This is a genomic window from Mycobacterium sp. MAC_080597_8934, assembly GCF_000523975.1.
Taxonomy (GTDB): Bacteria; Actinomycetota; Actinomycetes; order Mycobacteriales; family Mycobacteriaceae; genus Mycobacterium; species Mycobacterium avium.
The window spans coordinates 40,006-64,473 of the sequence record NZ_JAOS01000002.1 but is presented as its reverse complement, the minus strand read 5'-3'; the positions used below and the strand labels follow the sequence as shown (position 1 = coordinate 64,473).

17 protein-coding genes are annotated in these 24,468 nt (G+C 70.0%); 3 read left to right on the top strand and 14 right to left on the bottom strand.

From position 1 onward, the window contains the following. Positions 1-94: 94 nt before the first annotated feature. The 8 genes from era to hrcA form a co-directional block, all read right to left on the bottom strand. Positions 95-994: a GTPase Era gene (gene era / locus NF20_RS02260; RefSeq protein WP_003878323.1), complete on the bottom strand. Its 900-nt coding sequence runs from the start codon at positions 992-994 to the stop codon at positions 95-97. Further along, positions 987-2,297 (bottom strand): hemolysin family protein, encoded by a 1,311-nt coding sequence (locus tag NF20_RS02255; protein ID WP_003872523.1) that lies wholly within the window; start codon positions 2,295-2,297, stop codon positions 987-989. The genes era and NF20_RS02255 overlap by 8 nt, the downstream gene beginning before the upstream one ends. Then, on the bottom strand, positions 2,294-3,571 hold the full coding sequence (locus NF20_RS02250; RefSeq protein WP_033713225.1) for a hypothetical protein: 1,278 nt from the start codon (positions 3,569-3,571) through the stop codon (positions 2,294-2,296). Before NF20_RS02250 ends, NF20_RS02255 begins: the two co-directional genes overlap by 4 nt. After that, positions 3,571-4,104, bottom strand: coding sequence for an rRNA maturation RNase YbeY (gene ybeY, locus NF20_RS02245; protein WP_009976249.1), 534 nt, complete (start codon positions 4,102-4,104; stop codon positions 3,571-3,573). Before ybeY ends, NF20_RS02250 begins: the two co-directional genes overlap by 1 nt. Before the next feature lie 22 nt (positions 4,105-4,126). Next, positions 4,127-5,185: a PhoH family protein gene (locus tag NF20_RS02240; protein WP_010949500.1), complete on the bottom strand. Its 1,059-nt coding sequence runs from the start codon at positions 5,183-5,185 to the stop codon at positions 4,127-4,129. Between the two features lie 160 nt (positions 5,186-5,345). Further along, positions 5,346-6,107, bottom strand: coding sequence for a 16S rRNA (uracil(1498)-N(3))-methyltransferase (locus NF20_RS02235; RefSeq protein ID WP_003876005.1), 762 nt, complete (start codon positions 6,105-6,107; stop codon positions 5,346-5,348). A 23-nt stretch (positions 6,108-6,130) separates the two neighbouring features. Next, positions 6,131-7,276, bottom strand: coding sequence for a molecular chaperone DnaJ (gene dnaJ, locus NF20_RS02230; RefSeq protein WP_019731900.1), 1,146 nt, complete (start codon positions 7,274-7,276; stop codon positions 6,131-6,133). Positions 7,277-7,332: 56 nt separating this feature from the next. Beyond that, the gene (hrcA, locus tag NF20_RS02225; RefSeq protein ID WP_024637521.1) at positions 7,333-8,364 is read right to left on the bottom strand and encodes a heat-inducible transcriptional repressor HrcA; all 1,032 of its coding nucleotides are present in this window, start codon (positions 8,362-8,364) and stop codon (positions 7,333-7,335) included. A gap of 215 nt (positions 8,365-8,579) precedes the next feature. On the opposite strand from hrcA, the gene NF20_RS02220 reads away from it, so the two are divergent. The 3 genes from NF20_RS02220 (at position 8,580) to NF20_RS02210 (ending at position 10,459) form a co-directional block, all read left to right on the top strand. Further along, positions 8,580-8,894 carry a type II toxin-antitoxin system VapB family antitoxin gene (locus NF20_RS02220; RefSeq protein WP_003876002.1) on the top strand — a complete coding sequence of 105 codons (315 nt, stop codon included), beginning with the start codon at positions 8,580-8,582 and terminating at the stop codon, positions 8,892-8,894. A gap of 81 nt (positions 8,895-8,975) precedes the next feature. After that, positions 8,976-9,572 carry a carboxymuconolactone decarboxylase family protein gene (locus tag NF20_RS02215; RefSeq protein ID WP_024637522.1) on the top strand — a complete coding sequence of 199 codons (597 nt, stop codon included), beginning with the start codon at positions 8,976-8,978 and terminating at the stop codon, positions 9,570-9,572. Next, positions 9,569-10,459, top strand: coding sequence for a sigma-70 family RNA polymerase sigma factor (locus NF20_RS02210; RefSeq protein ID WP_011724540.1), 891 nt, complete (start codon positions 9,569-9,571; stop codon positions 10,457-10,459). Before NF20_RS02215 ends, NF20_RS02210 begins: the two co-directional genes overlap by 4 nt. Here NF20_RS02210 and NF20_RS02205 read toward each other — a convergent pair. From NF20_RS02205 to NF20_RS02180, 6 genes are all read right to left on the bottom strand, one after another. Beyond that, positions 10,453-10,971, bottom strand: coding sequence for a hypothetical protein (locus tag NF20_RS02205; RefSeq protein WP_011724539.1), 519 nt, complete (start codon positions 10,969-10,971; stop codon positions 10,453-10,455). The genes NF20_RS02210 and NF20_RS02205 overlap by 7 nt on opposite strands. Positions 10,972-11,264: 293 nt before the next feature. After that, positions 11,265-11,801, bottom strand: coding sequence for a hypothetical protein (locus NF20_RS02200; protein WP_011724538.1), 537 nt, complete (start codon positions 11,799-11,801; stop codon positions 11,265-11,267). Between the two features lie 175 nt (positions 11,802-11,976). After that, complete coding sequence (locus tag NF20_RS02195) at positions 11,977-12,192, bottom strand: MbtH family protein (protein ID WP_003875997.1); 216 nt, start codon at positions 12,190-12,192, stop codon at positions 11,977-11,979. Beyond that, entirely contained in the window at positions 12,173-13,459 is a 1,287-nt protein-coding gene (gene mbtG, locus NF20_RS02190) for an NADPH-dependent L-lysine N(6)-monooxygenase MbtG (protein ID WP_024637655.1), read from the bottom strand. Before mbtG ends, NF20_RS02195 begins: the two co-directional genes overlap by 20 nt. After that, entirely contained in the window at positions 13,456-17,898 is a 4,443-nt protein-coding gene (locus NF20_RS02185) for a non-ribosomal peptide synthetase (RefSeq protein ID WP_033713222.1), read from the bottom strand. Before NF20_RS02185 ends, mbtG begins: the two co-directional genes overlap by 4 nt. Next, the gene (locus tag NF20_RS02180; RefSeq protein ID WP_011724535.1) at positions 17,895-24,467 is read right to left on the bottom strand and encodes a non-ribosomal peptide synthetase; all 6,573 of its coding nucleotides are present in this window, start codon (positions 24,465-24,467) and stop codon (positions 17,895-17,897) included. The genes NF20_RS02185 and NF20_RS02180 overlap by 4 nt, the downstream gene beginning before the upstream one ends. Position 24,468 lies beyond the last annotated feature (1 nt).

The window sequence follows — 24,468 nt, the reverse complement described above, 5'->3', positions numbered from 1 at the left end:
GTCGGCCCCCAGCGATGCCCGCAGCCCGCCCGGTCCGTTCGGGTGCAGTCGCGGCCGCGCACCGGCCAGGATTGCGCGTACCGACCAAATCCCGCTAAAAGCCCAGCCTGCCAAGCTGTTTGGGATCGCTTTGCCAGTTCTTGGCGACCTTGACGCGCAGGTCGAGATACACCTTGGTGCCGAGCAGCTTCTCGATCTGGGCGCGCGCGGCGGTGCCGACTTCGCGCAGCCGCGCGCCCCCTTTGCCGATGATGATGCCCTTCTGGCTGTCGCGTTCGACGTAGAGCAGCGCGTGCACGTCGATCAGATCGTCGCGGTCCTCCCGGGGATTGACCTCGTCGATGACCACCGCCAGCGAATGCGGCAGCTCGTCGCGAACACCCTCGAGGGCGGCCTCCCGGATGAGCTCGGCCATCAGCACCTCCTCGGGCTCGTCGGTCAGCTCCCCGTCGGGGTAGTAGGCCGGGCCGGGCGGCAGCGCCGCGGCGAGCACGTCGATCACGATGTCGACCTGCGCCCCGGTCACCGCCGAGACCGGAACGATCTCGGCTGAGTCGCCGACCAATTCGCTGACCGCGACCAACTGCGCGGCCACCCGGTCCTTGGGTACCTTGTCGATCTTGGTGACGATGGCGACCAGCGTCGTCTTCGGCGCGGTGGCGCGGATCTGCTCGACGATCCAGCGGTCACCCGGGCCGATCGCCTCGTCGGCCGGGATGCACAGCCCGATCACGTCGACCTCGGCGTAGGTGTCGCGCACCAAGTCGTTGAGCCGCTTGCCCAGCAAGGTGCGGGGACGGTGCAGACCCGGCGTGTCCACCAGAATGATCTGGAAGTCCTCCCGGTGCACGATGCCGCGGATGGTGTGCCGGGTGGTCTGGGGCCGCATCGAGGTGATCGCGACCTTGGTGCCGACCAGCGCGTTGGTCAGCGTGGACTTCCCGGTGTTGGGGCGCCCGACCAAACACACGAAGCCGGAACGGAATTCAGTCATGATGCTCGGGTTCCTCACCGTCGGGTGACCCGTCGGATTCGACCGGGCTGAGCAGCACGGTGCCCACCCGCACCCGGCCGCGGTGATCGGTGCCGCCTTCGGCGTGCAGCCGCAAGCCGTGCGATATCACCTCGGCGCCGGGCAGCGGCACCCGACCCAGCTCCAGGGCGAGCAGGCCGCCCACCGTGTCGACGTCGAGATCGTCGTCGAACTCCACGCCGTAGAGCTCGCCGAGGTCTTCGATGGGCAGCCGCGCCGACACGCGGAACCGCTTGTCGCCCAGGTCTTCTATCGGTGCGGTCTCGGCCTGGTCGTATTCGTCGGCGATCTCGCCGACGATCTCCTCCAGCACGTCTTCGATGCTGACCAGCCCGGCGATCGCCCCGTACTCGTCGACCAGCAGCGCCATGTGGTTCCGGTCGCGCTGCATCTCCCGCAGCAACGCATCCAGCGGCTTGGAGTCCGGCACGAAGACGGCGGGCCGCATCACCTGCGACACCGGTGTGGCCCGGCCGCTGCCGCCGGGTAAGAGCGCCTGCTGCACAAGGTCTTTGAGGTACACCACCCCGACGATGTCGTCGACGTTCTCGCCGATCACCGGGATGCGCGAGTGCCCGCTGCGCACCGCCAGGTTGATCGCCTGGCTCGCCGATTTGTCGCTCTCGATCCAGATCATCTCGGTTCGCGGCACCATCACCTCACGGGCCGGGGTGTCACCGAGTTCGAACACCGACTGGATCATGCGGCGTTCCTCGGCGGCGACCACGCCGCGTTGCTGGGCCAGGTCGACGACCTCGCGCAGCTCGATCTCGGAGGCAAACGGCCCGTTGCGCAACCCCCGGCCGGGAGTGACCGCATTACCCAGCACCACCAGCAACCGGCTGATCGGCATCAGCAGCCATGAAATGACTTGCAGCGGAAGAACTGTCGTCAACGCGATGGAATAGGCGTTCTGACGGCCCAGGGTGCGCGGACCCACCCCCATGACCACGAAACTGGTCACCACCATGATGGCGGCGGCGCCGAACAGCCCCCACCTGAGCCCGAAGTTGTCGTAGAGAAACACCACCAGCAGCACGGTCGCGGTGATCTCGCAGGTGATCCGCAGCAGCACCACCAGGTTGATGTAGCGGGGCCGCTCGGACATCACCTTGGACAGCGCCACCGCGCCGGGCCGCTCGTCACGCACCAGCTCCTGCACCCGGGCCAGCGACACCGTGCTGATGGCCGCATCGATCGCCGCGAACAGGCCGCCCAAGGCGATCAACGCCACCGCACCCAGCAACTCAGACCAGCCGGTCATGAATCGGCGTTCTGCTCCTCGGACCGGCTCCGGCGGGCCAGCAGCCAGGCGATCACGCCCACCACCACCGCGAAGCCCCCGAACCGCAGCGCCAGACCCCACCCGGACTGCCTGGGCTGACCGGGCTCCTGGTGGTGGACCGCCAGCAGCACCAAAAAGCCGCCGTCGTCGGTCGGCCCGGCGCCCGGCAGCGGTTGGGTCTTGATCACCCGGATCTGGGCCGGGGCGCTGCTGGAGTTGTCGATCTGGCCCCAGGCCAGGGTGGAGTCGTCGAGCAGGAAGGTGTCCTGGCTGCCCGCGGGTTGGCTGCCGTCGTGACCCACCACCGCCACGTGGCCGACTTCGACGGTCTCACCCTTGGCGGGGATGAAGGCCGTCACGTTCTCGTACAGCTTCGGCGGCGCCGGCGGCTTGTAGTCCGGCGGCGGGGGGCCGTTGTAGCCGTTCAGCGGGATCGATCCGCCGCCGTAGAAGCTGCCCGCGGCCACATAGCTGTCGCCGACCGCGGTGAACGGGACCACGCCGACCGTCGCGGCGTCGAGCACCATCCGCGCGCCGCGCGCCAGGTAGGCCTGCTGGTAGGCGCCGTTGTAGAAGTAGCGGAAGGTGACCGCCGAATTGAGCGGGTTGTAGAGGGTGGGGCGGCGGTAGGCGTCGTCGTAATCGATGTAGTCCCAGTGGCGGGGGCGGATCAGCCGTTGCTCGTCGACCTTGAGCACGTCGACGTTTTCCCGGTGCGCGGCCACCACGTTCTGCACCTGCTGGTTGAAGTCCACCTGGGTGGGCGATTTGGGCGGGTTGGCCGGGTCGACGCGGGTCACCGGGGCGGCCTTGGCCGCGGCGATCGCCAGCGACGGCGCATCCAGGCCGCGGGGCGGTGCCACCACGGGGGCGTCGCGCGGCGCGTCGGGCCCGGGCGGATTGATCTCGAGCACCGGCACGGCGCCCTGGCCCGCGTTGGGCGGCGGCAACACCAGCGGGCTTTGCACCGGCACCGGGATCGGGGGCGGCTCGTAAGCCGGCACCGGCACTTCCGGGGGCCGGGTGGGCGCGTTGCTCGGCGGGCCCTGCACCCCCCGCCGGTCCTCGTTGCACACGTTGGCGGTGTGGTAGGCGTTCACGTAGAACATGCAGTGCTGGCAGGAGACCGGGTTCGACCCGGCGCCGGCACACGGCGCCGCCTGCGCCACCGGGCCGTCGACCACCACCGACAACGGCGCGAAAGCGATCGCGGCGGCCGCCAGAATCCGGAGTCGGCTCAATTTTGCGGGCATCAGTTGTCGAAATACCTTGACTTGTCCAGCAATCGGCGGTCGCGCTCCTGCTGGCGGTCCTGGTGGTAGGCCTCCACCTGATCGGCCACCCATTCCTCGAGCAACCGGTCCTGGAGGGCGAACATCTCCTTTTCCTCGTCCGGCTCGCCGTGGTCGTAGCCGAGCAGATGCAGCACCCCGTGGATGGTCAGCAGCGCCAACTCGTGCCCCAGGCTGTGCCCGGCCGCGGCCGCCTGATCGGCGGCGAATTCCGGGCACAGCACGATGTCGCCCAGCATCGCGGGCCCCGGCTCCGGGGCATCCGGGCGGCCGCCCGGCTCCAGCTCGTCCATCGGGAAGCTCATCACGTCGGTCGGCCCGGGCAGGTCCATCCAGCGCATGTGCAGATCGGCCATCGCCGCGGTGTCCAGCAGCACCATGGACAGCTCGGCCGCCGGATTGACGTCCATCTTGGCGATGACGAACCGTGCGACGCTGATCAGCTCGGCTTCGGAGACGTCGATACCCGACTCGTTGGACACCTCAATGCTCATAGATCCCGCTCACCGCACACCATCATCGACGACCGCGCGAGCCCGACGCCCGTCGCGCCGCCCGGTTCATGGTCAGGCCGGGCTCTTCAAACTTCGCATAGGCGTCGACGATCTCCGACACCAGCCGGTGGCGCACCACGTCCACGCTGGTCAGCTCGGCGACGTGGATGTCGTCGACGCGGTCCAGGATCTCCATCGCCGAGCGCAGGCCCGACGTGGCGCCGCCGGGCAGGTCGACCTGGGTGATGTCGCCGGTGACGACGATCTTGGACCCGAAACCCAGCCGGGTGAGGAACATCTTCATCTGCTCGGCGGTGGTGTTCTGGGCCTCGTCGAGCACGATGAACGCCGAATTCAGGGTGCGGCCGCGCATGTAGGCCAGCGGCGCCACCTCGATGACCCCGGCCGACATCAGCTTCGGGATCACCTCGGGGTCCATCATGTCGTACAGGGCGTCATACAGCGGCCGCAGATACGGGTCGATCTTCTCGCTCAGCGTGCCCGGCAGAAAGCCAAGGCGCTCACCGGCTTCCACCGCCGGCCGGGTCAAGATGATGCGGCTGACCTGTTTGGTCTGCAACGCGTTGACCGCCTTGGCCATCGCCAGATAGGTCTTGCCGGTGCCGGCCGGGCCGACCCCGAACACGATGGTGTTGGCGTCGATGGCGTCGACGTAGCGCTTCTGGTTGAGGGTCTTGGGCCGGATCGTCTTGCCGCGCCGGGACAAGATGTCCAGCGTCAGTACCTCGGCCGGTGACTCGTTGTCGGTGCCGGCCAGCATGGCGACGCTGTGCCGGACCACCTCCGGCGTCAGCACCTGGCCGTTGGCGACGATCGCGACGAGCTCGGAGATCACCCGTTCGGCGCGGGCGACATCGGCGGACTCACCGGAGATGGTGATGGCGTTGCCGCGCACGTGCAGGTCGGCGATCACGCTGCGTTCCAGGGCGCGCAGGTTCTCGTCTGCCGAACCCAGCAGGCCCATGACGATGTCGGGCGGAACATCGATGCTGATGCGAACTTGAGCGTCGGCCTGGAGGGCTCCGGCTGCGTCAGCAGCGCTGGTGTCGCGGGGCGTCACGTGGTTTTCGATGCCTGCCTTCTGAAGTTCTGGCCGATCGCGGCGATTTCTGGCGTTTTAATCCTACCGCCGCCGCGACGCTGGCCCCAATGTTCAGGCGGCGCACCGGGCGGCCCGGTCGTTGGCCGACCTGCGTTTCTGCGGCCAAAGTGCGACGAAATTACGGGCTCGCGGCGTCGTCCCAGCGCGGGGTCAGCACCCCGAGCGCGCCCAGCGCCACCGCGGCGGCCGTCGACGTGCGCAGCACCTGGGGGCCCAGCCGGACGCTCAGCGCGCCCGCCTGCCGCAGGGCGGCGAGCTCGTCGTCGGCGATACCGCCTTCGGGGCCGATCACCAGGAACAGCGACTTCGCCTGTGCCACAGGCACATCCGTAAGCCGGTCGGTGGCCGACTCGTGCAGGGCCAGCACCACCGCGCCGGCGGCCACCTCGTCGCGGATCCGCGACGTCAGCGACGCGGTGGACAGCACCCCGTCGACGGTGGGAATGTGCGGCCGGCGGGACTGGCGGGCCGCCGCCTTGGCGACCGCCCGCCAGCGGCGCAAACCCTTGTCCACCCGCGGGCCGTGCCAATTGGCCACACACCGGGCGGCCTGCCAGGCCAGGAACCCATCCGCGCCGGCCTCGGTGGCCAGTTCGACAGCCAGCTCCGAGCGCTCGGACTTCGGCAGGGCCTGTACCACGGTCACCGGCGGGTTCGGCGGCGCCACGGTCCAGCGTTCGAGCACCCGCGCCCGCAGCCCGTCGCGCCCGGCGTGCTCCACCTCGCAGCGGGCCAGCCCGCCGGCGCCGTCGCCGAGCACCAGGCGTTCCCCGGGGCGGATCCGCCGGACGGTGGCGGCGTGAAACCCCTCGTCGCCGCCCAGCACGGCCAGCGAGCCGGCGTCGGGCAGCTCGTCGGTGTAGAACAGCGTCGCGACCATGGCGGGGCCCGCGCGGCGTCGGGCTAGCGCCCGGTGAAGGTTTCGCGCAGCCGGCTGAACAATCCGCCGCCGGCGTGGGTGGAGCGGACCTCGGGGACGTCGCGGCCGCGGCGGGCCTTGAATTCGCGCAGCAGCTCGGTGTCGCGGGCGTCCAGCCGGCTGGGCACCACCACCTCGACGTGCACGTGCAGATCGCCGCGGGTGCCCGACCGCAGGTGCGGCATGCCGTGGCCGCGCAGCGTGATGACCGAACCCGGTTGGGTGCCGGGCGGAATGGTGATTTCGCTGACGCCGTCCAGGATGGCGTCGACGGTGACGGTGGCGCCCAGCGCCGCGTCGACCATCGGCACCGACACCGTGCAGTGCAGGTCGTCGCCCTCGCGGACGAAGACGTCGTGGGGCTGTTCGTGCACCTCGACGTAGAGGTCACCGGCCGGGCCACCGCCGGGACCCACCTCGCCCTGGGCGGCCAGCCGCACCCGCATGCCGTCACCCACCCCGGCGGGGATCTTGACGCTGATCTCGCGGCGGGCCCGCACCCGGCCGTCGCCCATGCACTGGTGGCACGGGTCGGGGATGACGACGCCGACGCCGCGGCAGGTCGGGCACGGCCGGGACGTCATCACCTGGCCGAGCAGCGAGCGCTGCACCGTCTGCACCTCGCCGCGGCCGCCGCAGGTGTCGCATGGCACCGGGGCGGAGTCGCCGTTGGTGCCCTTGCCGTGGCAGCGGTCGCACAGCACGGCGGTGTCGACGGTGACCTGCTTGGTCACCCCGGTGGCGCACTCCTCGAGGTCGAGCCGCATCCGCAGCAGCGAATCCGAGCCCGGCCGGACCCGCCCGATCGGGCCGCGGGAGGTGGTGCCGCCGCCGAAGCCGCCCCCGAAAAAGGCCTCGAACACATCGCCGAGGCCGCCGAACCCTCCGAAGCCGCCGCCCGCCGCGGCCGCCCCCTCCAGCGGATCACCGCCCAGGTCGACGATCCGCCGTTTCTCCGGGTCGCTGAGCACCTCGTAGGCGACGCTGATCTCCTTGAATTTCGCCTGCGCGGCCTCGTCGGGGTTGACGTCGGGATGCAGTTCGCGCGCCAGCTTGCGGTACGCGCGTTTGATCTCCGCATCGCTGGCGCCTCGGCTCACGCCGAGCAGCCCGTAATAGTCGCGTGCCACGCTTGCCTCTCCTATACCTGGTCTTTTCCGCGCCTACCCACGGTGCGGGTGCGCGCTCATCGAGCACCCAGGACTTCGCCGATATACATGGCAACCGCAGCAACGCTGGCGATAGTTCCCGGATAGTCCATCCGGGTGGGCCCCAGCACACCCATTCCCCCGTAAACGGTGTCGGAGGTGCCGTAGGCGGTGGTGACCATCGAGGTGCCCACCATCTGCTCGGCGGCCGTCTCGTGGCCGATGCGCACCGTCACCTTACCGGCCTCCTGCTGGGCGGCCAGCAACCGCAGCACCACGACCTGCTCCTCGAGCGCCTCCAGGATGGAACGCAACGAGCCGCCGAAATCGGCGGCGTTGCGGGTCAGGTTGGCGGTACCGCCCATCAGCAGGCGTTCCTCGCTGTGTTCGACCAGCGACTCCAGCAACACCGTGGCCGACCGGCCCACCGCGTCACCCAGGCCGTCGGGGCTGCGCAGCTGCTCGGCAAGGTCGGCCACCGCGACCGACGCGGCGGACAGCTTCTTGCCGACCAGCGCCTGCCCGAGCATCTCGCGCAGCCGGGACAGCTCGTGGTCGTCGATGACGTCGCCGAGTTCGACGATGCGCTGATCCACCCGGCCAGAGTCGGTGATGACGACCATCAGCAGCCGCGCCGGGGTCAGGGCGATCACCTCGAGGTGCCGCACGGTGGACGACGACAACGTCGGGTACTGCACGATGGCCACCTGCCGGGTCAGCTGCGCGAGCAGCCGCACCGCGCGGCGCAGCACGTCGTCGAGGTCGACACCCGATTCCATGAAGTTCCGGATCGCGCGCCGTTCGGCCGCCGACAGCGGCTTGACGTCGTCGAGCCGGTCGACGAATTCGCGGTAGCCCTTCTCGGTGGGGACCCGCCCGGAGCTGGTGTGCGGCTGGGTGATGTAACCCTCGGCCTCCAGCACCGCCATGTCGTTGCGGACGGTGGCCGACGACACGCCCAGGTTGTGACGCTCCACCAAGGTCTTGGAACCGATCGGCTCCTTGGTGGCGACGAAGTCGGCGACGATGGCGCGCAGCACCTCGAAGCGACGCTCATCGGCACTCCCCACTGGCCCTCACCTCCATCGATACCGCGTTAGCTGGGTTCATTTTACGGTCTCGAGCGGGCCCGACCTCACCGTTGAAGCGCGAGCAGACGCAAAAGCTCCCCGCCGCCCGGCGTGTCGGGTGCTTTCGCGTCTGCTCGCCGGACGACCGGGGTCCCGGCTAGCCTTTCCAGCATGAAACGCTCGGCCCACCAGACCGCGTCGGGAAAGAGGCGCCGATGATTTTCAAGGGCGTGCGCGACGGCAAACCCTATCCCGAGCACAACCTGTCCTACCGGGACTGGTCGCAGATCCCGCCGCAGCAGATCCGGCTCGACGAATTGGTCACCACCACAACGGTGCTGGCGCTGGATCGGTTGCTGTCGGAGGACTCCACCTTCTATGGCGACCTCTTCCCGCACGCGGTGCGGTGGAAGGGCATCACCTATCTCGAGGACGGGCTGCACCGCGCGGTGCGGGCGGCGCTGCGGAACCGCACGGTGTTGCACGCCCGGGTGTACGACATGGACCTGCCGTTGGGCCCGTCCGGATAACCCGCGGTCACGTTTGGGCCTGGCCGCGTGTCGACCTAGTGAGGACCTTGGTCAACAGCACAACTTGCCAGGAGGATCGCCATGTCACGGCTGCCGGGAGTGTCCGACCGCGACGCCGGCCTGGGCGCCAGGATCGCCTTCTTCTTCACCAGGCGCAAGCTCGCCCAGATGACCGGGCTGGAAACCGCGGGGATGCTGGAACCGCTGCGCATGTATGCGCATATCCCGAGACTGCTCAACGCCTACGGCAGGTTGGAGCAGGCCGAGTCCAGGCTGGACATCCTGTCGCCGCGGCACCGCGCGCTGGCCGAGCTGAAGGCGGCGACGACGGTGCGCTGCGAATACTGCATCGACCTGGGCTCCCAGATCGCCCGGCGATGGGGAATCACCGACGAGGAACTGCTGGCCATGGCCGACTACCGCGACGCCGCATGCTTTTCCGACGTCGACAAGCTGATCCTGGAATACGCCACCGCGATCAGCCGCACCCCGGTCGAGGTGAGCGATGAGCTGTTCGACGCGCTGCGCGCGCACTTCGACACCGCACAACTGGTCGGCCTGACCCACGTCATCACGCTGGGCAACCTGCGCGCCCGCTTCAACATCGCGCTCGGCATCGCCTCGTCCGGGTTCTCCGGGAGCCGGGTGTGTGCGCTGCCCGACACCCCGCGGCCATGACGAGCCCGGACGCGGCGGACCTGACGGCCCGGTTCGAGGCGGCCCGGCCCCGGCTGGGTGCGCTCGCGTACCGCATGCTGGGCTCGATCGATGACGCCCAGGACGCCGTGCAGGAGGCCTGGCTGCGGCTCGACCGCAGCGGCGGCGCGGACATCGCCAACCTGGACGCCTGGCTGACCACGGTGGTGGCCCGCATCTGCCTGAACATGTTGCGCGACCGCCGAACTCGCGACGGCGCCGAGCCGGCGGCCCACCTGCCGGACCCGATCGTGGAGCCGGCCGGCGAGTTCGATCCAGAGCACCGCGCGATGCTGGCCGACGCGGTGGGGATGGCGCTGTTCGTGGTGCTGGACACGCTGCCGCCGGCGGAGCGGCTGGCGTTCGTGCTGCACGACGTGTTCGCCGTCCCGTTCGCGCAGATCGCCGCGATCGTGGACGGCACGCCGGAGTCGGCCCGCAAGCTGGCCAGCCGGGCGCGCCGACGCATCGAGCGGGCCGATCCGGTCCCGGACGGCGACCTGGCCGCGCAGCGCGAGGTGGTCGACGCCTTCTTCGCGGCGGGCCGCAGCGGGGACTTCGACCGCCTGGTGTCGGTGCTGCATCCCGACGTGGTGCTGCGCGGCGACTTCGGGCCGGCCACCGCGACGGTTCGGGTGCAGGGCGCGGCCGCGGTGGCCAAGCTGGCCCGCAGCTACGCGGGGCCCGAGCGCGAGGCGTGCGCCGCGACGGTCAACGGCGCCGCGGGTGCCGTCATCTTCGTCGCAGGCCGCGCCGCGTCGGTCATGGGTTTCGTGGTGCGCGGCGGCCGGATCCGCGCGATCGACGTGCTGGCGGATCCGGACCGCATCGCGAAACTGGAGCTGGGTGCGCTACGCGCCGATCACTGACCGGCGGCCTGCAGCAACTCCATCGCCGACGCCCGCGACAGCACCCAACCGCCCTGGTTGACGAAGGTGACGTTCTGGGTGACCGGCGAGGTCAGCTTGGGACCGGACACCGAAACGTCGGCCGTCGCCGCACCCGAGGCGGTCGGTTGGATGTTGGTCACGTCGAACGACAGCGGCAGGTCACCATTTTTGGCGGCCTTCTGCAGCTTCTTGTCGGCGACGTGCGCTTCCACACCGCTGATCCCGCCCTGCACCAGGTTGCTCTTGTTCGCGAACGGAACACTCGGGTCGGCCAGGCTGTTGAGCAGGCCGGTGAGCTGGTCGGAAGTCGGGACGTTGGCGCCCGCGACCGGCTGTGCCGGCGGCGGATCCTGCGGAAGCGGTGCGCCGACGGCGGCGAGCCGCACGGTGCCCGGCGCGCTCGGCGCCGCGGCGGCGGCCAGTCCGGCGGCGGCGCCCCCGACGATGGCCAGCGCCGCCACGCCGGTGGCAATGGTTTTGACGGTGTTCATGATTCCCCCTTCGGTGGGCACGAATGTCGACGCGCAGGTGGTACCCCGGTCGCCCTTTGTTGGATGTGGATGGTGCCCCGTTGCATCTGCTAATTCGTGTCTCGGCACCGATACGTTACGGCCTGCCGATGTGCAGGGGACATGAGCAAACTGTGCGCGGGCTGTGCGAGCCGATGGTTGCGCGGTAAGACGCCGAACCCCCATGCGCCCCTGGACGGGTGGCGCATGGGGGTCGATGACCGTCACTGCGTGTGCACGAATTCGGCGGTCCGGCAAGGGTTTACCGATGTCGGTCAGTTCATCGCGGTGGCCGCCTGGATCAGCGCGATCGCGGCGTCGTGCTGCAGGACCCAGTTGCCGCCCTGGTTGACGAACACCAGGTGCTTGTTGACCGGCCCGGCGAACTTGGGCCCCGTGATGCCGACGTCGGCTTGGGCCATGTTGGGTCCGGCCGGCGCGATGTTGGTGACGTTGAACTGCTCGGGGAAGTTCCCGTTGCGGTAGGCCTTCCGCAGGTCGTGGTCGGCCACCATACCCTCGTTCTGGCTGACGCCGTTTTCCACCAAGTTGGCCTTCTCCCGGTAGTTCACGCCCGGATCGGTCACCTGGTTGCAGAGGTTGGCCAATTGATCCGCCGTCGGCAACTGGCCCGGCGCTCCCGGCGGCAGGGGCGGCGGTGGCGGCGGGTCTTGCGGCAGCGGCGCTCCGAACGCCGCCAACTGCACGTCATGCAGACCGGTCGGCGCTGCCATGGAAGCCACACCGGCGGCCGGGCCGCCGATGGCGGTCAGCGCCGCCACGCCCGTGGCAATGGACTTCACGGTTTTCACAGGTCCCCCTTCGATGCGCATGGACCGTGGCGGGGTTTTGCGGTTGCGCCGCACGCGGTCACACGTCTTCATGGTTGAAGATGGTGTAAGTGTGCCTTGCGACACGGCATTTTGTGTCTCGAGTTGGTCACGTTACGACGACGCTCCGGCCGCGGACCGCGTTTCGCGGTGGCGGCTACTCGCCGGCGAGCGCCTCGATCAGGCTCTTGGGCCGGATATCCGACCAATTCTGCTCCACGTACTGCAGGCAGTCGGCGCGGCCGGCCGCACCGAAGACCACACGCCAGCCCGGGGGCGTCTCGGCGAAGGTCGGCCACAGGCTGTGCTGGTCCTCGTCGTTGACCAGCACCACGAAGGTCGCGGTGTCGTCGTCAAAGGGGTTGGCGCTCATCATGTCTCCTTCGCGCGGGATACTTCGTCGGGCCAAGGGTCGATCCCAACACCCGGTCGGACAGCAAGCCGAGGCAGCTCAGGTTGGGGAACCCGGGCCCCTGGGTGAGCCCGGACAGGTTCGGTAGGAACAACTTGGGGGTGACGTCGGTGACGGCCAGGTCATAACCTATCGCCTCCTGCAGCCGCTCCGAGCTCAGGGGTCCGCCCAGACCGAGCTCCAGCAGATCGAGGGCCTCCTGGCTGAACAGCGGTGCGAACCAAAGCGAGTCGGCACCGGAGCCGTCGATCACCAGGTCGAAGCCGTGCACGGTCTCCAGGTTCTCACTGCCGCGGTTGGTGGACAGCGTCAGCCGGATCTGTCCCTGCACGCCCACCGCGTGGGCGACCCGTCCCCGAAGGTGGTGGATACGGTCGTCGGCCAGCAGCGCTTCCTGCACGGACGACGAGAACACCCCGCGATCGGTGCGGGCCAACGCATCCCGGCGTTCGGCCAGGGTCAGGGCCGGCCAGTTGGTCGGGTCGGAGAACAGCGAGTTCTCGAAATACCCTTCGCCCCGGGTGAACAGCGTCGCCTGGGGCGAGATGACGGTGATGCTGGACACCCGGTGCCGGAACAACTCGTTGAGCATCGCCGCGGCCGTCTCTCCACCGCCGATCACCGCGACCCGCTCGGCCCTGATCCGGTCGTGGTTGGCGGCGCGATCCCAGAACTGGGCGATGGACAGCATCCGCGGATTGCCTGGGAGCAAAGACTTTTCGGCCTGGCCGGGGCCGGTGATCATCAACGCGTCGGCGTGCACGGTGGTTTCGTGGGTATGCAGCGCCCAGCGGTCCCCGGTGACGGCCAGTTGTTCGACCTCGCCGTGCACCACGGTCATCCCCACGTGGTCGGCCACCCAGGACAGATACTGGCTCCACCGGCGGTGCGTCGGCGCCGGCCTGCCGCGGTCGATCCATTCGGCGAACGACGCCGTCGCGATCAGATAGGACTGCCAACTGTAGCGGGTCATCCGCTCGTCCAGTTCGGCGTTGCGGCGCGGCACCAGCGCCGAGCGGTAGGGGAAGCCGACGTCCTTTTCCGGGCTGGTACCCAGCCGGTGCGCACCGTCGGTCCAGCCGCCGCTGGCCTGCCAGTTCGCCGCCACGCCGATGCGTTCCACCGCGACCACGTCGGGAACCTCGACACCCATGTCGCGCAGCACCGAAGCCTTGGCGGCCACCGCCACCGCCTTGGCTCCCGCGCCCAGGATCGCAAGTGTGCTCATGTCACCATCTCCCGCAGTGAATCGACCCAAAGCTCTTGCAGCGCAGTGATATCCGTGTCTGTGAGAATATCGGGCAGGGTGCGCCACTGCGCGGCCAGCACCCGTTGTCCGCCGTATGTCAGCACCATCGCCGCGATGGTGAGCTCGTGGCGCACGGCCAGGTCGGGCTCGGGGATCGGTGACAGTCCGGCGAGCAGCTCACGCTCGAGCGTCAGCCCGGTGCCGCCGTCGGTGTGGGCGGCGCCCAGGTAGTTCAGCAGCAGTTGCGGCGACGGGAGGGCGGCGAGCCGTTCGGCGGTGTCGTCACGCAGGTAGCGCAGCAGCCCGTAGTCGAGTCCGTCGCCGGGGATCGCGGCCAGCTTGTCGGCCACCCGTCGCGGGTCCGCCGCGTCGACCCGGATCGGGTAGATGGAGCTGAGCAGGCCCACCGTGTCGCCGGTGTCGATGGTGTGTGCACCCGGGCCGTCCACCAAACTGTCTGCGCGGCCGTGTGTTTCGAGGGCCAGCAGTGGCGGCGGCGTGGATTGTCCGCGTTGCCGGCGCCAGCGCGTCACGGTGGCCGCGGTGGCGGCCACCAGCAGCGTGGGCAGCGGCAGACCCGACTCCAGGAGCCGGCGGGTGAGGTCGGCGTCGGTGGCGACGTTGCGGACGAGCAGGTCGCGGGCGCGGTCGCGGGCCGGGTCGACGCGCCGGGCGCCGAGATCGGGGTCGTCGCCGTCCAATTCGGACGCCCAGAACCCCACGGTGTCCAACCGGTGCGCACGCGCGGTCAGCGCGTGCGCCCAGCGGCGGTAGCTGGTGTGCTCCCGGACGGCCGCCGGCGAGTGACCGGTGGCCGCCGCCGTCAAGGCGGCGCCGAGTTCGCCGAGGACCACCCGCCACGACGCCGGGTCGAGGGCGATGACGTGCGCGGTGAGCAGCAGCACGCCGTCCCCGTCGGCCGGTCGCAGCCACACCGCGCTCAGCAGCACCCCGCGTTCGGGGTCCAGCCGGTCGATCGCCCGGGTGGCGTGGTCGGCCACCGCCGCGCGCAGATCACCAACCACCGCAACCTCTTCCAGTTCCCTACCGATGTCGGGAGCCGGTCCCGCAACCAGGGTCATCGTGGCGCGGTCCACCCGGCTGCGCAGCACCTCGTGACCGTCGATGATGCCGGCCAGGGCGGTCTCCAACTGGTCGCGGCGCAGCGTCTGCGGGACCCGGATGGCTTCGGTTTGGGCCAGTCTGCGCGGCTGGCCGTGTTCGTAGAGCCAGCGGCCGTTGGGCAGCAACGGCATCGGGCCCGTTCCGTCGTCCACTCGGCCCGCGGCGGGCGTGCTTTCCGCGTCGATCGCTTCGGCAAGTTCGCGGATGCTGGTGCAGTCGAGAACGAGCCTGGCGCGCAACGCGATTCCGCGGGCCCGGGCCGCCTGGACCACCGAGAGCGCCATGATGCTGTCCAGGCCCAGCGCCAGGAAGTCCGCGGTGACGTCGACTCGCGGCTGGCCGAGCAGCTCGGCGATCAGTTCGGCCAGCGCTGATTCGGTGCCGGTCTGTGGCGTGGCCGCGCCGTCGACGGCTTCGGCGTTGTCCACGGCGGCCAGCGCGGTTTCGTCGAGCTTCCCGTTGGGGGTCAACGGGATTTCGTCGACCATGATGATGCGCTGCGGCACCATGTAGCGCGGCAGCCGGGCGCTGAGCATGCCGCGCAGCTCGGCCGGGCTCGGCGTGTCGGGTGCGGCCCGGTGCGTCGCCACGTAGGCGGTGAGCCGCGGTGCGCCGTCGCGGTGGCGCACCAGCACACCGGCGTGCCGGACGGCGGGGTGTGATTCCAGTGCGGCCGCGATCTCGCCGGGCTCCACCCGGTGGCCGCGGATCTTCACCTGGGCGTCGGCGCGTCCCACGTATTGCAGTGAGCCGTCGGGCAACCGGCGCACCAGGTCCCCGGTTCGATACATCCGTTCGGAGGCCGCGAACGGGTCGGCGACGAACCGGGACGCGGTCTCCCCCGCGCGGCCCAGATAGCCGCGGGCCAGCTGGGCGCCGCCCAGGTACAGCTCGCCGGTCGCCCCGCACGGCACCGGGCGCAACTCGGAGTCCAGCACGTAGCCGCGGGTGTGCCGGGTGGGCCGCCCGATGGACGGCTCGGCGTGCTCGGCGATGGCGGCCACCACCGCCTCGACGGTGGTCTCGGTCGGGCCGTAGCAGTTGTACGCCGACATCGTTGTGGTGTTGCACGCGTTGCGGATTCGGGCCCAGGCCGCGCTGCCGAGCGCCTCGCCCCCCAACGCCAGCACGGTCAGCGGCGCCTCGCTCAGCAGGCCGAAGGCCTGCAGCTGGGCGAACATCGACGGGGTGGTGTCGATCATGTCGACGCCGTGCTCGGCGATCAGCGCGACCAGCGCCTCCGCGTCGGTCTGGGTGGCTTCGTCGACGACGTGCACGCCGTGGCCGTCGAGCAATGCAACCAGCGGCTGCCAGGCGGCGTCGAAGGCGAAGGACCAGGCGTGGGCGATGCGCAACGGGCGGCCCAGCGCGGCCGCCGCCGGGCGTAACACCCGGTCGAGGTGGTCGTCGGCGTAGGCGCCCACCGCGCCGTGAGTTCCGATGACGCCCTTGGGTTCTCCCGTCGTGCCGGAGGTGAACACCACATAGGCGGCCTGGGCCGGCGGGATGTCGGGCGGCTCGAAGCCGCCGTGCTGGGATCTGCCGGCCTCGAGGAGTTCGTCGATCCGCTCCTCGTCCAGCACGATCGAGGCGCCGGACTGGCGCAGAATCGAGTTCACCCGCGGCGCGGGCATTCCCGGCTCCATCGGCACGCACATGCCGCCGGCCTTCAGCACCGCCAGCATCGCGACGACGTAGCGCGGCCCGCGGGAAAGCTTGATCGCGACCGGTGTTTCGGGTTCGACCCCGAGCGCGACAAGTTGTGCCGCGAGCCGGTTGGTCGCCTCGTCCAGTTCGCGGTAGGTGAGCGAGCCCTGCGCCCAGCTGACCGCCGGCGCGTCGGGTGTCTGCGCCACCACGTCGGCGAATCGGGCGGGCAGGCATTTCGGTGACGGCGGCGCGATGGGCCCGGCGGCGCGCAGCGGTGCGGCTTCGTCGTCGAACAGGACGCTGACGGCACGCAACGGGCGCTCCCAGTGCCGCAGCAGTCGCTCGGCGGTGGTCAGCAGCCGGCGCCCGACCGCATCGGCGGGGATGACACCGAGCGCGCCGTCGACCACTTCGATCAGCACCACCAGTTCGCCGCCTTCCATGTGGGCGGCGACGGCGATCGGGAAGTGGGACAGCGTTTGCAGGGCCGACGGCCGGAATGTCGCACCGCCGGCGGACAATTCACCGCCGGCGGTCAATCCGTCCATCGGGAAGTTCTCGTACACCAGCAGCGTGTCGAACATCTCGCCGATCCCGCCGAGGGCGCGCAGCTGGGCATGCCCGAGGTAGCTGTGCTCACGCAGCAGCGCGGCGTCGCGCTGCACGGCCCGGCACTGTTCGCCGACGGTCGCGGCGGGGTCGAGCCGCACCCGCAGCGGCACGGTGTTGATGAACAGACCGACCATGGTCTCCACACCGGTCAACTCCGGCGGCCGGCCCGACACCGTGACCCCGAAAACCACGTCGCGGGTGTCGGTCAGCCGGGACAGCACCAGCGCCCACGCCATCTGCATCAGGGTGTTGACGGTGATGCCGCGGGACCGGGTCTCGGCGGCCAGCCGCGCGGTGGCCTCCGCCGGCATCCGCAATTCGGTGGTGCGCGGCAACGCAGTCCGCTGTCCCCCGGTCGCCTCGGCCGAGCCGAGCGAGGCGGCCAGCAGGGTGGGACCGGGCAGCCCGGCCAGGTGTTCGCGCCAAACCCGTTGGCTGGCTTGTAGATCGCGGCCGGCCAGCCAACCGATGTAGTCGCGATAGGGCCGCGGCGCGGCGGGCAGCGCCGACCGATCGCCGCCGGCCCGGTACAGGGTCATCAGCTCGTTGACGAACACCGGCAGCGACCAGCCGTCGATCACGATGTGATGAGCGGTCAGCACCAAACGCCAATGCGCATCCGGTAATTCGATGAGCAGGAAACGGATGGCCGGCCCGCGCTCGAGATCGAAGGGGCGCCGGCGTTCGGCGGTTTCCAGCATCGGCACCTCAGCGGGCGAGGCCGTGACGGACCGCCACGGCAGCTCGACCCGGGACGGCACGATCTGCACCGGCCGCGGGATGCCTCGGGAAAAGAAGCTGGCCCGCAGGTTCGGGTGGCGCACCAACATCTTTTCCGCGCAATCGCGCAGCAGGGCGACATCGAGTGTCCCGGTGATGTCGGCGGCCATCCCGATCACGTACGGGTCGTCCGCCGGCTGGCCGTCGGCGAACTCGGCAAGCGTGGTCAGCGAATACAAGCCCTCCTGCAGCGGGCTCAGCGCCATCACATCCTCGATGTCGGGGGCGACATCGGTTTCGGCGGCGGTCATGCGGTGCCTTCCCGCGACGACGACCAAAGCTGGGTCACCGCGGCCAGATCCGAGGCCGACAACCCGGAGGTGCTCATCGGCTCGAACCGGGTGTCGGCCGGCTGATCGTCCAGCCGACCGTCACTATCGTTGTCTCCCAACGCATCCAGGGCGGCAGCCAGCTGCTGCACGGTGGGGTTCTCGAAGATCATCCGCGGACTCACCGGCAGGCCGGCTGCCCGCGCCCGCGACGCCAGCTGCACCGACAGGATGCTGTCGCCGCCCAGCGCGAAGAAGTCGTCGAACCGCCCGACCTCGGGTGTGGACAGCAGCTCGGCGAACACGTTGGCCAATGCCCGTTCGGTGTCGGTGCGGGCCGGCTCGGTCCGGCCGCCGGTGCTGACCGCCGGCCGGGGCAGGCCGGGCCGATTCAGCTTGCCGGATTCGGTTTTCGGCAGGGCGTCGAGCACGGTCAGCGACGACGGCATCATGTAGCCCGGCAAGGTGGCAGCGATCTCGGCGCGCACCTGTGCGGCGAACGCCGCCTTCTCGGCCTCGTCGGCAATGGGCCGTTGCGGCACCACGTAGCCGGCCAGGGAGGTGCCGCCGTGCACCTCCCAGGTGCGGGCCGCCGCCGCGGCGACGCCATCGGCGCCCGCCAGAGCCGCCTCGACCTCGGCCAACTCGACCCGGAAACCACGGACCTGCACCTGGTGGTCGGAGCGCCCGACGAATTCCAGCTGGCCGTCCTCGGTCCACCGGGCCAGGTCACCGCTGCGGTACAGGCGCGAACCGGGTTCCGCCCCGAACGGATTCGCGACGAACCGGGCCGCGGTCAGGCCGGGACGTTTCCAATACCCCCGAGCGAGCTGGTCGCCGGCGTAGTAGAGCTCCCCCACCACGCCGACCGGCACCGGGCGCAGCCCGTCGTCGAGCAGATACGCCTGCGCACCCGGAACGGGTTTCCCGACAAGCGGATTCGGCGGACTCAACGGCCCGCGGGACACCGCGCCGGAGGTTTCGGTCGAGCCGATGTTGTTCAACAACTCGGGGCCGCCGCCGTCGGCTTCGTCGCACACCGACACCAGCCGCTGCAGCAGCGAGGTGCTGACCGGCTCGCCGCCGCACACCAGCCGCGACAGCGAGCGCACCGCATCGGGCCGGCTGTCCAGCAGCGCGGAGACCAGGCTGGGCACCGCGGTCACCTGGGCGACCGAATGCCGGTGCATCAACTCCCCGAGCGCCTCGGGGTCGCGGTGTTCGGCGTCGTCGGCCAGGATCATCGTCGCGCCCGCCGCCAGCCCGGCCAGCATCTCCATGCCGCCTTCCAGGAAGGTGATGGAGGCCTGCGCCAATCGAACGTCGTCGGTGCGCGGCGGGTAGTGCCGCAGCTGCCAATCCAGCCGGGCCGCCATCGAGCGATGCGTTCCCACAGCACCTTTCGGCTTGCCGGTGGAGCCCGAGGTGAACACCAGATACATCGGATCGTCGGGGTGGGGCGGTCGCAGTCGGCCCGCCCGCGGGTCCACGTCGTCGCGGTCCACCAGCGCGCGGACCTGCGGATCGTCCAGCGAGAGCAGCTCGACCCCGGGCAGCCCCGGCATGGTGTCCACCGCTTCGACCGTCGCGACCACGACCGGTGGCCGCACGTCGTCGAGCATGAATTGCTTACGCGCCGAAGGATATCCGGGATCGACGGGGAAGTAACCGGCACCGGCCTTCATGATGGCCACCAGCGCCACCACCAGCTCGATGCTGCGCCGGGTGGACAGCCCGACCAGCGTGCCCGGTCCTACCCCCCTGTCGACGAGCAGCGCGGCCAGGTTGTCCGAACGGCGGTGCAGCGCAGGGTAGTCGATGTGCTCGGCGCCGCAGCGCACCGCGATCCGGTCGGCCCCCAGCGACCGGCTGGCTTGCAGCAGTTCCGGTATGGTGCGCGGCCGGTCCCGTGGCGGCTGCGCGCCGCGGCTCCACTGTCGCAGGATGCGCTGTTGTTCGCCGGCGTCGATCAGCGCGACGTCCCGCAACGTCTGGTCGAGGTCGTCGGCGAACGCGGTGACGGCCCGGACCAGCCATCCGGCCAGCCGCTCGATGGTGGTCCTGCGATACAGGTCGGTGCGGAAGATCAGATGGCAGTTGTAGCCGATGTCGCCGGCGCCGTCGGTGCCGAAGAAGTTCACGCTCAGGTCGGCGTGCGCCATGTCGAAGACGGGATCCAGCGACGTGCACACGGTGTCCTGGCCGTCGCCTCCGACGGGTGCGGTCTCGATGACCCGGGTGGCGGACAGGTGATCGCGGACGTGCACGACGACCTGGAACAGCGGATTGCGCGACAATGACCGCACCGGGCTGACGCTGTCGACCACCCGGTCGAACGGCAGGTCCTGGTGCGCATAGGCGGCCAGCGCGGTTTCCCGGGCCCGCTTGAGCAGTTCGCGCAACGTCGGGTTGCCGTCCAGGTCGTTGCGCAGCACCAGGATGTTGACGAAAAAGCCAATCAGCTGGTCCAATTCGGCTTCGGTGCGACCGGCTACCGGGGTGCCCAGCGGAATGTCCACGCCGCCACCGGCCTTGTGCAGCACGACGGCGACCGCCGTTTGCAGCAGCATGAACTCGGTGATGCCCAATTCGCGGCACACGTCGGCGAGCTTGGCCCTGGTGGCCGCGTCGATGTGGAAGTCGACGGATTCGCCGTCCCCGCTGGGCACCGGCTGGCGCGGGAAGTCCGGGCGCAGCCCGGTGTCCTCCGGCAGCCCGGCCAGCTGCCGGGTCCAGTACTCGCGCTGCGCACCGGCAACCGCGGACTCCTGGCCGCCAGCGTCACCGAGAAACGTGCGCTGCCAGGCCGCGTAGTCGGCGTACTGCACGCGCAGCGGAGCCCAGGACGGCGCTTCCCCACCGCGCCGCGCGCGGTAGGCGGTCATCACGTCGGCGAACAGCACACCCGCCGACCAATGGTCGGATGCGATGTGGTGCACGACCAGAGACAGCACATGCTCGGCCGCGTTCGCGACGCGCAGCACCGCGACCCGGATCGGCAATTCGCCGTCCAGCTCGAAGCAGTGCCGCCGCTCGGCGTCGAGCTGCTGCTGCAGCCAGGGGTCGTCGGGGCCGTCCTCGCGGCGCACCGGGATCTCGACGCCGGGCGGGCCCACCACCTGGTAGGGCACGCCGTCGAGTTCGACGTAGCGGGTGCGCAGGATCTCGTGCCGGGCGACGACGTCGCCGACGGCCGCGATCAGCGCGTCGATGTCCCACGGCCCGGTCAGCCTCGCCGCGAAGGGAATGTTGTTGACCGGACTGGGCCCATCCATCCGGTAGGCGAACCAGCTGCGCAGCTGGGACGCCGAAAGCGGCAGGGGCTCGTCGTGGGCGGTCGCGATCAGTTTGGGCCGCGTTCCGGTCAGTTCGCCCGAACTGAGCTGATCGACCCGCTCCGCCAACAGGCCCACCGTCGCCAGCTCGAACACGTCGCGGATCCCGATCTCGACCCCGCATTCGGCGCGGATCGCGGTGACCAGTTTGGTCGCGACCAGCGAGTGGCCACCCAGATCGAAGAACGAGTCGTCGACGCCCACCCGTTCGTGACCGAGCAGTCCGGAAAACAGTTGGGCGATGCGGTGTTCGGTGGGAGTCGTGGGATCGCGGTATTCGGTGCCCGCGCCGATCTGCGGCTGCGGCAGCGCGGCGCGGTCGATCTTCTGGTGCGCGGTGATCGGGATCTCGTCGAGCACCACGTAGGCGGCCGGCGTCATGTAGTCCGGCAGCGCGGCCGCCACCCGGGCCCGGATGCGTTCGACGTCAACGGTTTCCGTGCCGGCACCCTGGGCCGGTGTCACGTATCCCACCAGGCTCTTGCCCAACTGGGGCAGGTCCATGGCCAGCACGACCGCTTGCCCCACGCTGGGGTCGACCGAGATGGCGGCGGCGATCTCGCCCAGCTCGATGCGGAAGCCGCGGATCTTCACCTGTTCGTCGGCGCGGCCGACGAACTCGATGTCGCCGTTGGCGTTGCGCCGGGCCAGGTCGCCGGAGCGGTACATGCGCCCGCCCCGGGAGAACGGGTCGGCGACGAAACGCTCGGCGGTCAGCTGCGGCCGGCGGTGGTATCCGTGCGCGACATGTGTTCCGGCGATGTAGATTTCGCCGATCACACCGGGCGGAACCGGCTGCAGGGCGTTGTCGAGCAGATACACCCGGGTGTTGATCTTGGGCCGCCCGATGGGCACCACCCGGGTCCCCTGTGCGCCTTCCACCGGGTAGCTGGTGCAGTTGACCACCGTCTCGGTCGGCCCGTAGAAGTTGTACAGCGACGCGTCGAAGGTGGCGTGGAACTTGTCGGCGATCTCGCCGGGCAGCGCCTCGCCGCCGATGGGTACCCGACGCAGGGTGCGCCACTGGCTGACCCCGGGCAACGACAGAAACAGCCCCAGCAGCGACGGCACGAAGTGCATCGACGTGATGCCCTCCCGGGCCAGCAGTTCGGTGAGGTAGCCGATGTCACGCAACCCGTCGGGCCGCGGAATCACCAGGCGCGCACCCATGATCAGGGTGCCGAAGATCTCTCCGATGGACACGTCGAAGCTGGGCGATGCGACCTGCAACAGCCGGTCCGTCTCGTCGATGCGGTACTCGTCGCCGAACCAGACGAAGTACTCGGCGATGGGCGCGTGCGGCACCGGAACGCCCTTGGGCAGCCCGGTGGAACCCGAGGTGTAGATGAGGTAGGCGGTGTTCTGCGGGGTCAGCGGCCGCAGCAACTCGGTAGGTGCGGTGGCCGGATAGTCGGCCAGGTCGGTAACCGGTTCGCGCAGCACGAGTTTGGCGTCGGCGTCGCCGAGGATGAAGTTCAGCCGGTCCTGCGGATAGGTGGGGTCCACCGGCAGGTACACCCCGCCCGCCTTGAGCACGCCGAGCGCGGTGATGACCAGCTCGGGTGACTTGTCCAGCAGCACCGCGACCCGGTCCTCGGTGCCGACGCCCCGCTCGATGAGCCAGTGCGCCACCCGGTTCGACTCTTCCTCGATGTCCCGGTAGGTGTAGGTGCGGCCCTCGTAGACGACGGCAACGGCGTCGGGGGTGCGCGCCGCCCGGCGGCTGACCAACTCCGACAACGTGGCGGCCGGGGTGATGAATTGTTCACCGGTCGACACCGCGCGCAGCCACTCGGCGTCCGCGTCGCTCATCAGCGCGCATGCCGACAGCGTCGCGTCCGGGTCGGACAGCAGGCTGTCGAGCAGGGTGCGGTAGTGACGCAGCATCTGCTCCACCAACTGCTGATCGAGCACCTCGACCAGATACTCGGCCTCCACCAAACCGCCACCGGAACCGTCCGGCGTGCGGTTCAGCTCGACCATCAGGCTCAGCGGCAGCTGGTTGAAATGCCCTCGCAAATCGCCGCGTTCACAACGCACGCCGGGCGGGCAGAAGCCGGCGCCATCGGGCTCGCGCTGCCCAAAGCTGACCCGGGTCATCCGGTCGGCGCCGTGCCGGCGATCCGGATTCGATTCGCGCACCAGCCAATCCAGGTCGGCGCGGGAGTGAGCGAAGGCGCCCACCGCGCCGTCGCGGGTTTGGGCCAGCAGCTCGCGAAAGCTCTGATGCGACTGCGGTCGCAGCCGGATGACCACGGTGTTGCCGTAGTAGCCGATGACGTTCTCGGTCGCCGCGCCGCGGTTGAGCACCGGGGCGGCGACGAGGAAGTCCGTCGACCCGGTGTAGCGGTGCACCAGCGCGGCGAACGCGGCCATCAACACCATGTACGGGGTGGCGCCCGTCTCGCGGGCCAGCGCGGCCGCCCGGTCGACGATCTCCGCCGGCAATTCGGCGAAGGCACGCTGCGCGCGCCAGGTGCTGGGCACCACCGAACCGTTAGGTCCGGGCAGCTCGAGCGGCTCCGGCAGATCGGCCATCAGCGGACGCCAATAGTCCAGGTCTTCCCGGCGGATCGCGGTCGGATCCGCCGATAGGTCAGGCACCACCGGCGTGGCATCGAAATCGCCCGGGGCGGTGTACGCCCGGGTCAGGTCGGCGAAAAACGGCGCCCATGAGCCGTCGTCCCAGGCGATGTGGTGGGCGGTGATCAACAGCATCAGCTCGTCGTCGGCCAGGCGGGCCGCCGTGACGCGCAGCGGCGAATCCTTGCTCAGGTCGAACGGCCGGCGAAAGTCCCGCTGGGCCAACACATCCAGCCGCAACCGGCGGGCCTGCTCGGTCAGCCCGGACAGGTCGTGTTCGGCCCACTCGGGCCGCAGGTCCGCGCGGAGCACCGGCCGCGGGTCCCCCTCATCGGTGGTGTCATACGTGGTGTGCAGGACCGGGTGTCGGGCCGCAACGGCGTCGACCGCGCGGTGCAGCCGCCCGGTGTCGACGCCGCCGGTGAGGCGATAGGAAACGCAGATGTTGAGCAGCGCGCTGTCGGGATCGACCGACTGCACGAACCACATCCGGTGCTGACCGACGGACATGCGTGGCTCGTCGTGCCTGGCCGTGCCGGCCGACCGGGACAGGCCGCGCTCAGCAAGCTTGCGGCGCAACAACTCCAGCCGCTCGTCGTCGAGGCGGGTGCCGGCGCCGGTGGTTTCTGTCACG

What these genes read in the sequence shown, in the direction of transcription:
- era (WP_003878323.1), bottom strand. Translation starts at nt 994, where the DNA reads ATGACTGAATTCCGTTCCGGCTTCGTGTGTTTGGTCGGGCGCCCCAAC.
- NF20_RS02205 (WP_011724539.1), bottom strand. Translation starts at nt 10,971, where the DNA reads ATGAACACCGTCAAAACCATTGCCACCGGCGTGGCGGCGCTGGCCATC.
- mbtG (WP_024637655.1), bottom strand. Translation starts at nt 13,459, where the DNA reads ATGAGCACACTTGCGATCCTGGGCGCGGGAGCCAAGGCGGTGGCGGTG.
- NF20_RS02235 (WP_003876005.1), bottom strand. Translation starts at nt 6,107, where the DNA reads ATGGTCGCGACGCTGTTCTACACCGACGAGCTGCCCGACGCCGGCTCG.
- NF20_RS02220 (WP_003876002.1), top strand. Translation starts at nt 8,580, where the DNA reads ATGATTTTCAAGGGCGTGCGCGACGGCAAACCCTATCCCGAGCACAAC.
- NF20_RS02185 (WP_033713222.1), bottom strand. Translation starts at nt 17,898, where the DNA reads ATGACCGCCGCCGAAACCGATGTCGCCCCCGACATCGAGGATGTGATG.
- NF20_RS02215 (WP_024637522.1), top strand. Translation starts at nt 8,976, where the DNA reads ATGTCACGGCTGCCGGGAGTGTCCGACCGCGACGCCGGCCTGGGCGCC.
- ybeY (WP_009976249.1), bottom strand. Translation starts at nt 4,104, where the DNA reads ATGAGCATTGAGGTGTCCAACGAGTCGGGTATCGACGTCTCCGAAGCC.
- NF20_RS02210 (WP_011724540.1), top strand. Translation starts at nt 9,569, where the DNA reads ATGACGAGCCCGGACGCGGCGGACCTGACGGCCCGGTTCGAGGCGGCC.
- NF20_RS02195 (WP_003875997.1), bottom strand. Translation starts at nt 12,192, where the DNA reads ATGAGCGCCAACCCCTTTGACGACGACACCGCGACCTTCGTGGTGCTG.
- NF20_RS02255 (WP_003872523.1), bottom strand. Translation starts at nt 2,297, where the DNA reads ATGACCGGCTGGTCTGAGTTGCTGGGTGCGGTGGCGTTGATCGCCTTG.
- NF20_RS02250 (WP_033713225.1), bottom strand. Translation starts at nt 3,571, where the DNA reads ATGCCCGCAAAATTGAGCCGACTCCGGATTCTGGCGGCCGCCGCGATC.